This window comes from Rahnella sp. 1L-D-7-B-C2 (assembly GCF_057290995.1).
Genome location: NZ_JBXAVQ010000001.1, coordinates 107,298 through 121,126, shown reverse-complemented (window position 1 = coordinate 121,126; position 13,829 = coordinate 107,298). Strand labels below are relative to the sequence as shown.

The following is a 13,829-nucleotide window of genomic DNA, read 5'->3' as shown; positions in this document are numbered from 1 at the left end:
TTTGTTCACAGGGCAACGCTTCCTGCTGTAATCCTTATGTTATCTGGCTATACAATGTGTTAATTCTTGATATAATTGTTATATAAAATTTATTTTTATTCACAATAGTAATAAGCTAATGCGTCTGCGGCATAACACGGCGCGTTCACAGACTTCGGCATTCAATAAAAATCATTTCCAGTCTGTTCAGCCAGCGTGCGAACAGGGATGGTGACAGGGTTTGAAACCAGGGTGGTATGAGATATGAAATTGCAGCAACTGCGCTACATCGTAGAGGTTGTTAATCACAATCTGAACGTCAGTTCGACGGCAGAGGGCCTGTACACGTCGCAGCCAGGGATCAGTAAACAAGTCCGAATGCTGGAAGATGAGCTGGGGATCCAGATTTTCTCCCGCAGCGGCAAACATCTGACACAGGTGACACCGGCCGGGCAGGAAATCATTCGTATTGCCCGTGAAGTGCTGTCAAAAGTGGATGCCATTAAGGCCGTGGCCGGTGAGCATACCTACCCGGACAAGGGATCGCTGTACGTGGCGACAACGCACACTCAGGCACGTTACGCCTTACCGAACGTGATTAAAGGCTTTATTGAGCGTTACCCGCGCGTTTCGCTGCATATGCATCAGGGCTCGCCGACCCAAATCGCCGAAGCCGTGTCGAAGGGTAATGCCGATTTCGCGATCGCCACCGAAGCGCTGCATCTTTACGACGATCTGATTATGCTGCCTTGTTACCACTGGAACCGCGCCGTGGTGGTTCAGCCGGATCATCCGCTGGCGGGCAAAGAGAAAGTCACCATCGAAGAGCTGGCTGCATACCCGATTGTCACTTACACCTTCGGTTTCACCGGCCGGTCCGAGCTGGATACTGCGTTTAACCGTGCCGGTCTGACGCCAAAAATTGTCTTCACCGCCACCGACGCCGACGTGATCAAAACCTATGTCCGCCTCGGTCTGGGTGTGGGCGTTATTGCCAGCATGGCGGTTGATCCGGTTCAGGATCCAGATCTGGTGACCGTGGATGCGCGCGATATCTTTACCTACAGCACCACCAAAATCGGTTTTCGCCGCAGCACATTCCTGCGCAGCTACATGTACGATTTCATTCAGCGTTTCGCACCGCACCTGACACGTGACGTGGTGGATACCGCGATTGCGCTGCGTTCGAACGAAGATATTGAAGAGATGTTCAAAGATATTAAACTGCCGACCAAATAAATTTCCGGTCAGTTTCAGATACTGAAAAGTCCCGTGACATCGCCTGATGCCGCGGGATTTTTTTTGCCCGATGATCCGTTTGAGCTGTTATGAAAATGTTAATAAAAATATGTGTTATCTTTATATATGCACTTATAAGCCAGCGGGTTATTGGTTTTTTGCCCAGCTGGTGCTGTGAAGCATAAGGAGAAGCTATGTCGTCCGATATTCGTAACAGAAGTCTGGATAAGCTGGCAGTCCAGGGTAAGGAGTTTCACTACTACAGTCTGCCTCTTGCCGCCAACACGCTGGGTGATATTCAGCGTCTGCCAAAATCCCTTAAAGTCTTACTCGAAAACCTGCTACGTCACGTAGACGGTGACACTGTCACTGAAAGCGATTTGCATGAGCTGGTTGACTGGCAAAAAACCGGCCATGCCGATCGCGAAATTGCCTATCGTCCGGCGCGCGTGTTGATGCAGGATTTCACCGGGGTACCCGCCGTGGTGGATCTCGCAGCGATGCGTCAGGCGGTCAAACGTCTCGGCGGCAATGTCGAGCAGGTGAACCCGCTGTCGCCTGTCGATCTGGTGATCGACCACTCGGTGACCGTTGATGAGTTCGGCGATGAAGATGCGTTTGATGAAAACGTCCGTCTGGAAATGGAGCGTAACAACGAGCGCTATCAGTTCCTGCGCTGGGGTCAGAAAGCCTTTAACCGTTTCCGCGTTGTGCCGCCGGGCACCGGTATTTGTCATCAGGTCAATCTTGAATATCTCGGTCAGACCGTCTGGCATGAAGAGCAGAACGGAAAAACTGTGGCGTACCCCGATACGCTGGTCGGTACCGATTCCCACACCACCATGATTAACGGCCTGGGCATTCTGGGCTGGGGCTGCGGCGGTATCGAAGCCGAAGCGGCGATGCTCGGTCAGCCAGTGTCGATGCTGATCCCGGACGTAGTCGGGTTCCGCCTGACCGGCAAACTGCGCGAAGGCATCACCGCCACCGATCTGGTGTTAACCGTCACCCAGATGCTGCGTAAACACGGCGTGGTCGGAAAGTTCGTCGAATTTTACGGCGACGGTCTGGCGGATCTTCCGCTGGCAGATCGCGCGACTATCGCCAATATGTCACCGGAATTTGGCGCGACCTGCGGCTTCTTCCCGGTGGACGACGTGACGCTGAGCTACATGAAACTCAGTGGCCGCAGCGACGACCAGATTGAACTGGTAAAAGCCTATTCGCAAGTGCAGGGCCTGTGGCGTAACGCCGGTGACGAACCGGTCTTCACCAGTACGCTGGCGCTGGACATGGGCGATGTCGTGCCAAGCCTTGCCGGGCCGAAACGCCCGCAGGACAGGGTGGCGCTGCCGGATGTGCCGAAAGCGTTCAAAGCCGCGACGGAGCTGGAGCTTGGCAATAACAAGCCTGGCCATACGGACAAAGAGAGCTTTACCCTCGACGGTCAGCATTACGCGCTGGAAACCGGTGCAGTGGTCATTGCCGCCATTACGTCTTGTACTAACACGTCCAACCCCAGCGTGCTGATGGCCGCCGGGCTGCTGGCGAAGAATGCCGCTGAGAAAGGGCTGACCAGCAAACCCTGGGTGAAAACGTCACTGGCACCGGGTTCGAAAGTGGTGACCGATTATCTGAATGCTGCCGGGCTGATGCCATATCTGGAAAAACTGCGTTTCAATCTGGTTGGTTACGGTTGTACGACCTGTATCGGAAACTCAGGACCGTTGCCGGAACCTATTGAATCGGCGATAAAATCCGGTGATTTAACCGTCGGTGCGGTGCTGTCGGGCAACCGTAACTTTGAAGGGCGCATCCATCCTCTGATCAAAACCAACTGGCTGGCCTCGCCGCCGCTGGTGGTGGCTTACGCGCTGGCCGGGAATATGAACATCAATCTGACCACCGATCCGCTGGGTGAAGATCCTGATGGCAAACCGGTATATCTGAAAGATATCTGGCCGACGGCGGCAGAAATTGCCAATGCGGTCGGGCAAGTGACTACCGAGATGTTCCATAAAGAGTATGCCGAAGTGTTTAACGGTGATGCCAGCTGGCAGGCGATTCAGGTCGACGGCACGCCGACATACACCTGGCAGGAAGATTCCACCTACATCCGCCATCCGCCTTTCTTCAGTGACATGAAGGCAGAACCGGATGCGGTGGAAGACATCAAAGACGCCCGCATTCTGGCGATTCTGGCGGACTCGGTGACCACCGACCACATCTCACCGGCCGGTAACATCAAAATTGAAAGTCCGGCAGGGCTGTACCTGAAAAATCACGGTGTGGAACCGAAAGCCTTCAACTCCTACGGGTCGCGACGTGGTAACCATGAAGTGATGATGCGCGGAACCTTCGCCAACATCCGTATCCGCAACGAAATGGTGCCGGGCGTGGAGGGCGGTTATACGCGTCACATCCCGTCGCAGGATCAGCTGGCGATATACGACGCTGCGATGCGCTATCAGCATGAAAGCGTGCCGACGGCGGTGATCGCCGGGAAAGAGTACGGTTCCGGCTCCAGCCGTGACTGGGCGGCGAAGGGCCCACGTCTGCTGGGCGTTCGCGTGGTGATTGCCGAGTCGTTCGAACGTATCCACCGTTCGAACCTGATCGGTATGGGGATTTTGCCACTGGAATTCCCGCAGGGCGTCACCCGTAAAACGCTGAAACTGACCGGCGACGAGCTGATTAGTGTCAGCGGGCTGCAAACGCTGAAACCGGGGCAGGACGTACCGGTGCAAATTGTGTTCGCCGACGGCCATGCAGAAACGGTTAACGCGCGCTGCCGTATCGACACCGGCAACGAGCTGACCTACTTCCAGAACGGCGGCATTTTGCATTACGTCATCCGCAAAATGTTGTGATCGTCTAATTAATCCGTTTTAGCCATAAAAAAGGGCACCTTCATAAGGTGCCCTTAATATTTACCGGTCAGAATACCCGGCAGCAGAATTACTTGTGGCGCAGATCGTTATCGAGCAGGTGACCCATTTTGGCGGCCTTGGTCGAAAGATAACGTTCGTTTTCCGGATTACGGCCAACCACCAGCGGGACGCGTTCGACGATGTTGATCCCGGCTTCAGTCAGAATTTCGACTTTTTTGGGATTATTGGTCAGCAGGCGAACGGAATCGACGCCGAGCAGTTTGAACATGTCGGCACAAAGCGTGAAGTCGCGTTCATCGGCGGCGAAACCGAGCTGATGATTCGCTTCGACGGTGTCATAGCCTTTATCCTGCAAGGCGTACGCGCGGATCTTATTCAGCAAACCGATGTTGCGGCCTTCCTGACGGTGATACATCAGAATGCCGCGACCTTCCTCAGCGATGTCATTAAGTGCTGCTTCGAGCTGGAAACCGCAGTCGCAGCGCAGGCTGAAGAGGGCATCGCCGGTCAGGCATTCTGAGTGAACACGTGCCAGAACAGGCGTTTCACCGCTGATATCGCCAAAAACTAACGCCAGGTGGTCGTGCCCGGTGGCCAATTCTTCAAAACCCACCATCAGGAAATCGCCCCAAGGTGTTGGCAGATTGGCTTCTGCCACCCGTTTCAGCTGCATTTTACGCTCCAAAAAAAACACAAATAGTCTTCATTTACGGTGAGTATTTTACTTATTGATGCGCATCCTACGTGCGGATGCGGTCTCTGGATAGGGAATCGGTGCCTTTCCATCACAACATGGCACCATTTTGCCACAGTTTGGCTCACATATTAGCGGGAATATTTGAACGATTACTTCATAAGTTATGAACTATAACAGTAACCTCAACAACCCTGATTTAAGGAATGTTAAGGAATTACAACATTGTTACACTCCATTGCTTTATATGCATTTTACAAAAAACAGAAAGGACGACTATGTTTGATATCGCCAAACGCACCACCCTCGGGGCACTTCTTCTGCTTATCATGCCTGCCGCGGTGTGGGTAAGTGGCTGGTTATGGACGCCCGGCGGCAATCCGGCGATTTTACGCCCGCTTTACTGGGTGACCGAAACAGTCAGCCAGCCCTGGGGGATTATCACCACGGTTATCCTGTGCGCCTGGTTTTTATGGTGTCTGCGTTTTCGTATCAAAGCCGCGATTGGGCTGGTAATGATCATCTCTGCGGCGCTGCTCATCGGACAATTCGCTAAGGATTACATCAAAGGGGAAGTGCGTGAGCCACGGCCCTATGTGGCGTGGCTCGGTAGCGATCATCAGATGAATGTCCAGGAGTTCTATGCGATGAAGAGCAAAGCGCGTGGCAAGCAGGTCAAAGAAATTCTCGGTGAGAATGTTCAGATCCCTCACTGGCTGAATAAAAGCTGGCAGAACGATACCGGATACGCGTTCCCTTCGGGACATACGATGTTTGCTGCAAGCTGGGCATTGCTGGGCATCGGGCTGCTGTGGCGTCGTAAACACTACAAGACCGTGACTGCGCTGATGGTCTGGTCGATAGTCGTGATGGGCAGCCGTCTGATGTTGGGGATGCACTGGCCGCGTGACCTGATAGCCTCAGTTGGGATCAGCTGGATCCTGGTGACGCTTGCCTGCTGGCTGACAGAGCGTTACATCGGGCCGTTAACGCCGCCGCCGGAAGAAAATAAAGAAATCGCTGAACGCGAATAATCGCCTCATCCGATTTCTGATACTTCCGCGAATCAAAGGGGAATTTTTCGGTTCCCCTTTGATTTTACGCGCAACGTCCCCATATCTCTTACATGTCGTTTTCACCGGTTCACGTCGCCGATCGCAAAAGTTGCGCGATCTTCAGACAGTTACTCTTTTAACCCTCGGCAATGTTTCCCAGCTTTGTGCAGAAATGCTAACTTATTAGGTCGGGACGAGAGTTTTTGGCATAATTCATCCGGTATACCCGGCATTACAGGAATGAATGTGAAATATCTGCTGATTTTTTTATTTTTACTGGTCATCGTGGTGATTTCAATCACGTTAGGCGCCCATAACGATCAGACTGTGACCTTCAACTATTTGCTGGCGCAGGGTGACTATCGCGTCTCAACGCTGCTTGCCGTGCTGTTTGCGACCGGTTTCATTCTGGGCTGGGTCATCTGCGGTTTGTTCTATCTTCGCGTACGCCTGTCTCTTGGCCGCGCTCAGCGAAAAATCAAACGTCTGGAACTGCAAATCGAGCCCGTGGCTGTCGTGACGCCGCCTGCAGCATCTTATGATGTCAGCAAGGAATAACCCTTTATGTTAGAGCTGCTGTTTCTGTTGTTGCCCGTTGCGGCCGCCTATGGCTGGTACATGGGGCGCAGAAGTTCTCAGCAGGACAAACAGGAAAATGCTAACCGCCTGTCGCGTGAATACGTGGCGGGGGTTAACTTCCTGCTTTCCAATCAGCAGGACAAAGCGGTCGACCTGTTCCTCGAAATGTTGAAAGAGGACAGCAGTACGGTCGAAGCGCACCTGACGCTTGGTAACCTGTTCCGCTCCCGTGGCGAGGTCGATCGCGCGATCCGTATCCATCAGTCATTGATGGAAAGCGCCTCGCTGACCTTCGAACAACGCCTGCTGGCCGTACAGCAGCTGGGACGCGATTATATGACCGCCGGTTTTTATGACCGCGCCGAAGACATGTTTAACCAGCTGGTGAAAGAGCAGGATTTCCAGCTTTTCGCCCTGGAACAGTTGTTGATCATTCATCAGGCAACCAGCGACTGGCAGAATGCCATCGACGTGGCCGAACGTCTGGTCAAACTGGGAAAAGAGAACCGTCGCAAAGAAATCGCCCATTTCTGGTGCGAACTGGCTTTGCAGGCGATGGTATCGGATGATTTCGATAAAGCGACAGGATTGCTGAAGAAAGCCGCCGCGGCAGACAAACTCTGTGCCCGCGTTTCTATCATGCAGGGTCGCATTCTGATGGCGCAGGGCGAATACCGTAAAGCCGCCGATGCGTTACAGCGGGTGCTGGAGCAGGATAAAGAGATTGTCAGCGAAGCGCTGCCAATGTTGCAGGAGTGCTATCTCAATCTGAAAGATACGCTGGCCTGGGCGGAGTTTCTCAAACGCTGCGTGGATGAAAATACCGGTGCAACCGCTGAGCTGATGCTGGCGGAGATTATCCATCAGGAAGAAGGCCGTGAAGTCGCGCAGAACTATATTAACCGTCAGCTTCAACGCCATCCGACCATGCGCGTGTTCCATCACCTGATGGATTACCATCTGGCTGATGCAGAAGAGGGGCGTGCGAAAGAAAGTCTGGGGCTGCTGCGGGATATGGTCGGCGAACAGATCCGTACCAAACCGCGTTACCGGTGCCACAAATGCGGCTTCACCGCGCATTCGCTGTACTGGCATTGCCCGTCCTGTCGAGGCTGGGCGACGATCAAACCTATCAGAGGATTGGATGGGCAGTAATATTTCCCCCTGTATTTTTACCTACCGGGGGAAAGGGCTTTAATTATTTCTTCTTGCTGCTCGCTTTACGCGCGTTAATCAGCGTACGCAGCTTCTTGATTTCTTTGGCGGTCAGAGCGGGTTCTGACTCTTCCGCCAGATGTTGATTGTCAATATCGTGTTCGGTCGCCCTGGCGGCCTTTTTTCCTTTGTGGGCGGCCGGATTAAAACTCGCTTCCAGGCGTTCAGCGACTTCTGCGCTTAATGAATGCTCGGCTTCGGCGGCAGCATTTTTGATCAGCTCTTTCAGTTCCACCGAAATTTTTACGGTCAGGGTCGTTATTTCACTCATTTTTCTGCCTTTCCTTCGTGTAAAAGTAACAAGCTAAGCCAGCCTTGTGACATCGTCTAGTGCATAACAAAAATTTAATAAAACTGTCACATTAGGTGTAGCTGTGAATTCGGCGTCTTGCCATGTAAAATGCGGGCGGCAGAAATTATGCTTTTCCTTCCTGATTTGAAAATTAACAAGAGGCTGAAGACATGAAGTCAGAAAATAACATTAACAACAACGACTTAAATTCATCACCTATTGTTGTCGCACTTGATTACGCTGATAAATCCTCCGCGCTGGCATTCGCCGATAAAATCGATCCGCGTGATTGCCGTCTGAAAATTGGCAAAGAGATGTTTACCCACTTCGGTCCGCAGATGGTCAAAGATTTGCAGTCGCGCGGCTTCGACGTCTTTCTGGATCTGAAATTCCACGATATTCCTAACACCACGGCGCGCGCTGTAGCGGCCGCTGCCGACCTCGGCGTGTGGATGGTGAACGTGCACGCCAGCGGTGGCGCGCGCATGATGACGGCGGCGAAAGAGGCGCTGGTGCCCTTCGGTAAAGATGCTCCGCTGCTGATCGCCGTCACCGTGCTGACCAGTATGGAAGGCAGCGATCTGGCCGATCTAGGCATTACATTGTCACCGGCAGATTACGCCGAGCGTCTGGCGCGTCTGACCCGCGACTGCGGTCTGGATGGCGTTGTCTGTTCTGCGCAGGAAGCCACGCGATTCAAATCCGCGCTCGGCAGTGCGTTCCAGCTGGTGACGCCGGGCATCCGCCCCGCAGGCAGCAAGGCTGACGATCAGCGCCGCGTGATGACGCCGCAGGAAGCGCTGGCCGCCGGTGTGGATTACATGGTGATTGGTCGCCCGATCACGCAGTCTGCCGATCCGGCGCAGACCCTGCGTGAAATCCGCGATTCACTGCGTTAAGAAGAGGCTGATATGAGCAACGATAACAACACTCGCTTAGTCTATTCGACGGACAGCGGCAGAATAGATGAGCCAAAAGCCGCCGTTGTGCGACCGAAAGGCGACGGCATTGTGCGCATTCAGCGTCAGACCAGTGGCCGTAAAGGCAAAGGCGTCTGTCTGATTACCGGTGTGGATCTGGATGATGCGGCGCTGGAAAAGCTGGCGGCGGAGCTGAAAAAGAAATGCGGCTGTGGCGGTGCGGTGAAAGAGGGCGTGATTGAGATCCAGGGCGACAAGCGCGATCTGCTCAAACAACTTCTGGAAGCGAAAGGCATGAAAGTGAAACTGGCTGGCGGCTGATGAAAACAAGATGCTGCGCTATTCAAAAGCGCAGCGTCTTTTCTGTTGAGTTTTTTTAATACTTATTTACTAACCTGATGACCCACAATACCACCAACTGCTGCGCCACCTAACGTGCCCAATGTACTGCCGTCAGTCAGAACCGCACCACCAAGTGCACCGGCACCGGCGCCAATGGCCGTGTTACGGTCACGTTTGGACCAGTTACCACAAGCGGTAACAGACATTGCTAAAGTCAGAACCAGTGCAATACTGGCAACGCGTTTATTTACGAGCATCATAGTTATCTTCCTCAAAGGATTAACGTTCAGCATCATTCATAAGTATAGGTAACCTGCGGCGTTTTCACCGGATTTCACCTTGTGATCCTTCACGCGACTCACGAATTTCTCAGCTGCTCCGAACCTTTATTCATAATTTGTATCATCCGGACGCACTTTTGCATCCGTTGAATAAAAATAGTGAATTTACTATTCATTCACTAGGTGAATAATCTTAATTCACCAGCAGGCTGCGCCCGCGGAGCACAAAAGACTAAAAACCGGCCTCGTTCACACCTCACTTCTGTGCGCACGGGCACTTTTGCGTTTGCAGCAGATCTTTACGCACTCTTTAGCCAATTCCCCCATACCTGCGATCTCCTGTCGCCCAGACAATAGGTCATCGACAGACGAGGGAACCATCATGCTAAAACAACTGAAAGAGCAGGTACTGGAGGCCAATCTGGCACTGCCTCGCCATAATCTGGTGACCTTTACCTGGGGAAACGTCAGTGCTGTAGACCGCCAGCAGGGGCTGATTGTTATCAAGCCATCCGGTGTGGAATACGAGCACATGGGCGTGGACGATATGGTGGTGGTGGAGCTGGAAACCGGCAAAGTCGTTGAGGGCAGTAAAAAACCGTCTTCCGATACCGATACTCACCGCGTGCTTTATCTGAATTTCCCCGAAGCGGGCGGCATCGTGCATACGCATTCTCGCCACGCGACCATCTGGGCGCAGGCAGGCATTGATATTCCGGCGTGGGGCACGACGCATGCGGATTATTTCTACGGCAATATTCCCTGTACGCGACTGATGACTGAAGCAGAAATTGCCGGGCGTTACGAATGGGAAACCGGCGAAGTAATTGTTAACACTTTTGCTGAACGTCACCTGTCACCGGCCGATATTCCGGCGGTGCTGGTGCATTCTCATGGGCCGTTTACGTGGGGAAAAGATGCAGATAACGCGGTTCATAACGCCGTGGTGCTGGAAGAAATCGCCTACATGGGCATTTTCTCCCGTCAGTTAACGCCGCAGTTGCCAGATATGCAGCCGCAGTTGCTGGATAAACACTATCTGCGCAAGCATGGGAAGAACGCCTACTACGGACAGTAAATCCCCGCAGGAACAGAGAAAGAGTCAGCCGACCAGGCTGACTTTAATGCCTGAGTCTGAAAGCGCCCGCTGATACACTTCTGCTAACAACTCATCCGTAATCACACGACTGAATGCACTCACCGGCCCGAGCGGATTAAGGTTGATTTGGCCGAATTTCGAGGAGTCCGTCAGCACGATATTCTCTGCACCTTTCGCGACCACCGCATTGACGATATCTGCCCGCAGCATATCCCGGCCAGTGAATCCGGTAGAACCGGTAAACCCGTCGATGCCCATAAAGGCTTTGCTGAAGTTCATTTGTTGCAGACACATTTTGGTCAGCGGCCCGACCACCGTCTGGCTGGTCTTCTGGTACATCCCGCCGAGTAAGACCACATCGCAGGGCATACTTTTCAGTAATGACGCCACGTAGCTGCTGACGGTGATCACCGTCAGGTTCTTCTTATCAGAAAGATATTGTGCCAGCAGGGCAATGCTGCTGCCGCTTTCGAAAAATACTGTTTCGCCGTCATGGATAAGCGAGGCTGCGAATTTCGCCAGTTTTTGTTTCTGCGCGAAGTTCGTCATCATGCGCGTATCCACATCGTCGGTCTGAATGGCAACGGCAAAACCGTGCGCACGGCGCAGATAATGACGCTGTTCCAGCTGAGTGAGATCGTGACGGATCGTCACTTCCGATACCTGACAAATTTCCGACAGCTCACTGACGCTGATCCGATGTTTATCGTTTACCCATTGGAGGATAAGTTGCTGTCTGTCGTTCATAATCGCCCGAAAATACGGGCGGCCGCAGCCGCCCCGGTAAAATTAAATTCTGATGCGAACATCAAAGTGTATGTTCAGTGCGCGCGATAATATCATCCTGAGCCTCAGGCGATAAAGCCGTAAAGAACGCGGAGTAACCGGCTACGCGCACCACCAGATCACGGTAGTTTTGCGGTTCTTTCCGCGCTTTGAGCAACGTCTCGCGGGAAACGATATTGTACTGAACGTGCCATCCGCGATGCTCCTCGAAGAATGTCCGCAGCATCAGCATCAGCGTCTGACGGTCAGTTTCGTTTTCCAGCGACGCCGGGTTCAGTTTTTGGTTCAGCAATACGCCCCCGAGGATCGCTTCGGTCGGCAATTTTCCCAGCGAGTTAAAGACCGCCGTCGGCCCCAGATGGTCGGTACCGGATGCCGGGCTGGCGCCTTCCGCCAGCGGAGTGTAGGCCTTTCTGCCATCCGGCGTCGCCGTTGTGCCTGCCCCAAAAGGCACGTTGGCAGAAATCGACGACGTGCCCGCATAATAGGTGCCGCCAATCGGGCCGCGTCCGAAACGGGTATTGTGATAATTGGCCAGCTCATCGATATAACACTGATAGGCACGCACCAGCAGTTGATCGACATCGTCGTGATCGTTGCCGTATTTCTCCGCGCCGTTAATCAGACGCTGGCGCAGACGTTCTCCGTCCAGCCCCGCGTAATCAGACGCCAGCGCATCCGCCAGTTCCTTCTGACCCATTGCACCCTGGTCGAACACCAGTTTTTTGACCGCCGCCAGACTGTTGCCCAAATTAGCGATCCCGACCTGCAAACCTGACACCCAGTCGTACTTTGCGCCGCCTTGCTTGATGGTTTTGCCGCGCTCGATACAATCATCCACCAGCGCCGAACACAGAATATCCTGCGCGTTTTCTTCCAGCACCGTATCGACCACGCACTCAATTTCGATAGATTTTCGCGTGTAATAGCGGATTTGTTCATCCCACTGCGCGAAGACCTGTTCGAAATTCTCGAAATTATTCTGCGATAAACCACGCTGCTGCGGCAGGAAACAGGTCTGGCTTTTCGCATCCTGACCCTGTTCCAGCGCCGCCAGCATCACGCGGGCGAAGTTGATGAAACTCATGCCGGTGCAGCGGTAACCCCATTTGCCGCCAACGGCAGTTTCGATACAACCGATGGCGGCGTAATCGTACGCATCTTCTTTTTCGACGCCCAGTTTGATGAACTCAGGAATGACGATTTCATCGTTGTTGAAGGCCGGCATCCCGAAACCACAGCGGATCACCTGTACACAGGCGTCGAGGAAATCGGCGCTCATTCCTGCGTGATAACGCACGCTCAGATTTGGTTGGGTAGAACGCAACTGCCCGCAGGATTCCAGCACCGCATAGGAGAGCGGATTCACCGCATCCGCAGACACGCCGTGATGTAGCATCTGACCGCCGAGGGTAACGTTCTGATACAGCGGGCTGCCCGCCGAGGCTTTCGAGTGCGTCCCGGAGCGGATCTTGTTCACCTCCAGTAATTTTAGCCAACAGCTTTGCAGCAGTTCGATCGCCTGACTGCGCTCCAGCGTTTGCTCAAGCTCCACGTCGCGGCGGTAGAACGGATACAAATATTGGTCCATACGCCCGAAGGAAACGGAGTGGCCGTTGGACTCGATCTGCAACATCAGCTGGATGAAGTAGCACAGTTGTAATGCCTGCCAGAAATTCTTCGGCGGCTGGTGAGCGATGATGTCGCAGTTGGCGGCGATAGTCAGCAGTTCGGAACGACGGCTTTCTCGCGTTTCTGCCTCCGCCATCTCCCGCGCCAGCGCGGCAAAGCGTGTAACGTGTTCGCTCACCGCCGCCAGCGTGATATCGATGGCTTTCAGCAGTTGTTCTCTGTGCAAATCCTCCCAGTCAGTCAGGTTGATACGGCTGCGACGTTCATCGACTTTGTGGCGCAAACCGTCCAGCCCCAGATCCAGCAACAGCGGGAAATTCACTGCCAAATGGGCATCGCCGGAGGTCATATTGCCTTCCACTTTGATGATGCCGCTCTCGAGGAGCGCTTTCTGTTCGTCGGTAAACATGCCGTAGCAGCGGTCCTGAACGGTCTGGCCACGCCACCAAGGACAAATGTCATGCAGAATTTTTTTATTGGTTTCGCTGACCGCAAAACCCGCGCCCGGACGATCGGCCAGCGCATCGATTTCACTCTCGATCCAGCCCACGGTGTATTCAGGAAAAATTGGCGCAGCGCGCACTTCGCTGGCCTGATTACCGACAATCAGCTCGTCGTGTTTGATCCAGATAGTGCGTTGTCGCAGATGTTCAGCCAGCGCCAGGGCGCGGCGTACCGCCAGTGGTTTATCGGCATGTTGTTGATAAATCTGCGTGTAATGCTGTGCGCGTTCGGTACACACCGGCGGTTTGACGATGTGGATCAGCGCCTCTTTGTGTGCGCGGATGCGGTTGGCAAGGGTGTTCAGATTCAGCTGGGTCATTA

Annotated in this window: 13 protein-coding genes; 8 read left to right on the top strand and 5 right to left on the bottom strand. The window is 53.6% G+C overall.

What is annotated here, in order from left to right:
- Positions 1-243: 243 nt before the first annotated feature.
- On the top strand, positions 244-1,218 hold the full coding sequence (cysB, locus tag AC0Z7K_RS00555) for an HTH-type transcriptional regulator CysB (RefSeq protein ID WP_056780687.1): 975 nt from the start codon (positions 244-246) through the stop codon (positions 1,216-1,218).
- A 194-nt stretch (positions 1,219-1,412) separates the two neighbouring features.
- Positions 1,413-4,088, top strand: a complete 2,676-nt coding sequence (gene acnA, locus AC0Z7K_RS00550) for an aconitate hydratase AcnA (RefSeq protein WP_485612289.1) — start codon at positions 1,413-1,415, stop codon at positions 4,086-4,088.
- 88 nt (positions 4,089-4,176) lie between these two features.
- Here acnA and ribA read toward each other — a convergent pair whose 3' ends face one another.
- Positions 4,177-4,782: a GTP cyclohydrolase II gene (gene ribA, locus AC0Z7K_RS00545; protein WP_056780679.1), complete on the bottom strand. Its 606-nt coding sequence runs from the start codon at positions 4,780-4,782 to the stop codon at positions 4,177-4,179.
- Positions 4,783-5,081: 299 nt separating this feature from the next.
- Here ribA and pgpB point away from each other — a divergent pair, with 299 nt between their 5' ends.
- The 3 genes from pgpB (at position 5,082) to lapB (ending at position 7,592) form a co-directional block, all read left to right on the top strand.
- Positions 5,082-5,837 (top strand): phosphatidylglycerophosphatase B, encoded by a 756-nt coding sequence (gene pgpB, locus AC0Z7K_RS00540; protein ID WP_485612287.1) that lies wholly within the window; start codon positions 5,082-5,084, stop codon positions 5,835-5,837.
- A 267-nt stretch (positions 5,838-6,104) separates the two neighbouring features.
- Positions 6,105-6,416 (top strand): LapA family protein, encoded by a 312-nt coding sequence (locus AC0Z7K_RS00535; RefSeq protein WP_056781019.1) that lies wholly within the window; start codon positions 6,105-6,107, stop codon positions 6,414-6,416.
- Between the two features lie 6 nt (positions 6,417-6,422).
- On the top strand, positions 6,423-7,592 hold the full coding sequence (lapB, locus tag AC0Z7K_RS00530) for a lipopolysaccharide assembly protein LapB (RefSeq protein WP_413528660.1): 1,170 nt from the start codon (positions 6,423-6,425) through the stop codon (positions 7,590-7,592).
- Between the two features lie 43 nt (positions 7,593-7,635).
- Here lapB and AC0Z7K_RS00525 read toward each other — a convergent pair whose 3' ends face one another.
- Positions 7,636-7,923, bottom strand: coding sequence for a hypothetical protein (locus AC0Z7K_RS00525; RefSeq protein ID WP_413528661.1), 288 nt, complete (start codon positions 7,921-7,923; stop codon positions 7,636-7,638).
- A gap of 191 nt (positions 7,924-8,114) precedes the next feature.
- On the opposite strand from AC0Z7K_RS00525, the gene pyrF reads away from it, so the two are divergent.
- Together pyrF and yciH are read left to right on the top strand one after the other, a co-directional pair.
- A complete protein-coding gene (gene pyrF, locus AC0Z7K_RS00520; protein ID WP_485612285.1) occupies positions 8,115-8,843 on the top strand; it encodes an orotidine-5'-phosphate decarboxylase in 729 nt (242 codons plus the stop codon).
- 12 nt (positions 8,844-8,855) lie between these two features.
- Positions 8,856-9,185: a stress response translation initiation inhibitor YciH gene (gene yciH, locus AC0Z7K_RS00515; protein WP_485612283.1), complete on the top strand. Its 330-nt coding sequence runs from the start codon at positions 8,856-8,858 to the stop codon at positions 9,183-9,185.
- Positions 9,186-9,247: 62 nt separating this feature from the next.
- Here the strand turns inward: yciH and osmB are convergent, their stop codons facing one another.
- Positions 9,248-9,466: an osmotically-inducible lipoprotein OsmB gene (gene osmB / locus AC0Z7K_RS00510; RefSeq protein WP_056780657.1), complete on the bottom strand. Its 219-nt coding sequence runs from the start codon at positions 9,464-9,466 to the stop codon at positions 9,248-9,250.
- Between the two features lie 403 nt (positions 9,467-9,869).
- Here osmB and araD point away from each other — a divergent pair, with 403 nt between their 5' ends.
- Positions 9,870-10,565 (top strand): L-ribulose-5-phosphate 4-epimerase, encoded by a 696-nt coding sequence (gene araD, locus AC0Z7K_RS00505; protein ID WP_485612281.1) that lies wholly within the window; start codon positions 9,870-9,872, stop codon positions 10,563-10,565.
- Positions 10,566-10,589: 24 nt separating this feature from the next.
- On the opposite strand, the gene AC0Z7K_RS00500 is transcribed toward araD, so the two are convergent.
- Both AC0Z7K_RS00500 and AC0Z7K_RS00495 read right to left on the bottom strand, forming a co-directional pair.
- Complete coding sequence (locus AC0Z7K_RS00500) at positions 10,590-11,333, bottom strand: DeoR family transcriptional regulator (RefSeq protein WP_485612280.1); 744 nt, start codon at positions 11,331-11,333, stop codon at positions 10,590-10,592.
- Positions 11,334-11,394: 61 nt separating this feature from the next.
- A complete protein-coding gene (locus AC0Z7K_RS00495; RefSeq protein ID WP_485612279.1) occupies positions 11,395-13,827 on the bottom strand; it encodes a formate C-acetyltransferase/glycerol dehydratase family glycyl radical enzyme in 2,433 nt (810 codons plus the stop codon).
- Positions 13,828-13,829: the final 2 nt, after the last annotated feature.

Coding starts and splice junctions, on each gene's coding strand:
- lapB (WP_413528660.1), top strand. CDS start 6,423: ATGTTAGAGCTGCTGTTTCTGTTGTTGCCCGTTGCGGCCGCCTATGGC.
- osmB (WP_056780657.1), bottom strand. CDS start 9,466: ATGATGCTCGTAAATAAACGCGTTGCCAGTATTGCACTGGTTCTGACT.
- acnA (WP_485612289.1), top strand. CDS start 1,413: ATGTCGTCCGATATTCGTAACAGAAGTCTGGATAAGCTGGCAGTCCAG.
- yciH (WP_485612283.1), top strand. CDS start 8,856: ATGAGCAACGATAACAACACTCGCTTAGTCTATTCGACGGACAGCGGC.
- AC0Z7K_RS00495 (WP_485612279.1), bottom strand. CDS start 13,827: ATGACCCAGCTGAATCTGAACACCCTTGCCAACCGCATCCGCGCACAC.
- cysB (WP_056780687.1), top strand. CDS start 244: ATGAAATTGCAGCAACTGCGCTACATCGTAGAGGTTGTTAATCACAAT.
- araD (WP_485612281.1), top strand. CDS start 9,870: ATGCTAAAACAACTGAAAGAGCAGGTACTGGAGGCCAATCTGGCACTG.
- ribA (WP_056780679.1), bottom strand. CDS start 4,782: ATGCAGCTGAAACGGGTGGCAGAAGCCAATCTGCCAACACCTTGGGGC.
- AC0Z7K_RS00525 (WP_413528661.1), bottom strand. CDS start 7,923: ATGAGTGAAATAACGACCCTGACCGTAAAAATTTCGGTGGAACTGAAA.
- pyrF (WP_485612285.1), top strand. CDS start 8,115: ATGAAGTCAGAAAATAACATTAACAACAACGACTTAAATTCATCACCT.
- AC0Z7K_RS00500 (WP_485612280.1), bottom strand. CDS start 11,333: ATGAACGACAGACAGCAACTTATCCTCCAATGGGTAAACGATAAACAT.
- pgpB (WP_485612287.1), top strand. CDS start 5,082: ATGTTTGATATCGCCAAACGCACCACCCTCGGGGCACTTCTTCTGCTT.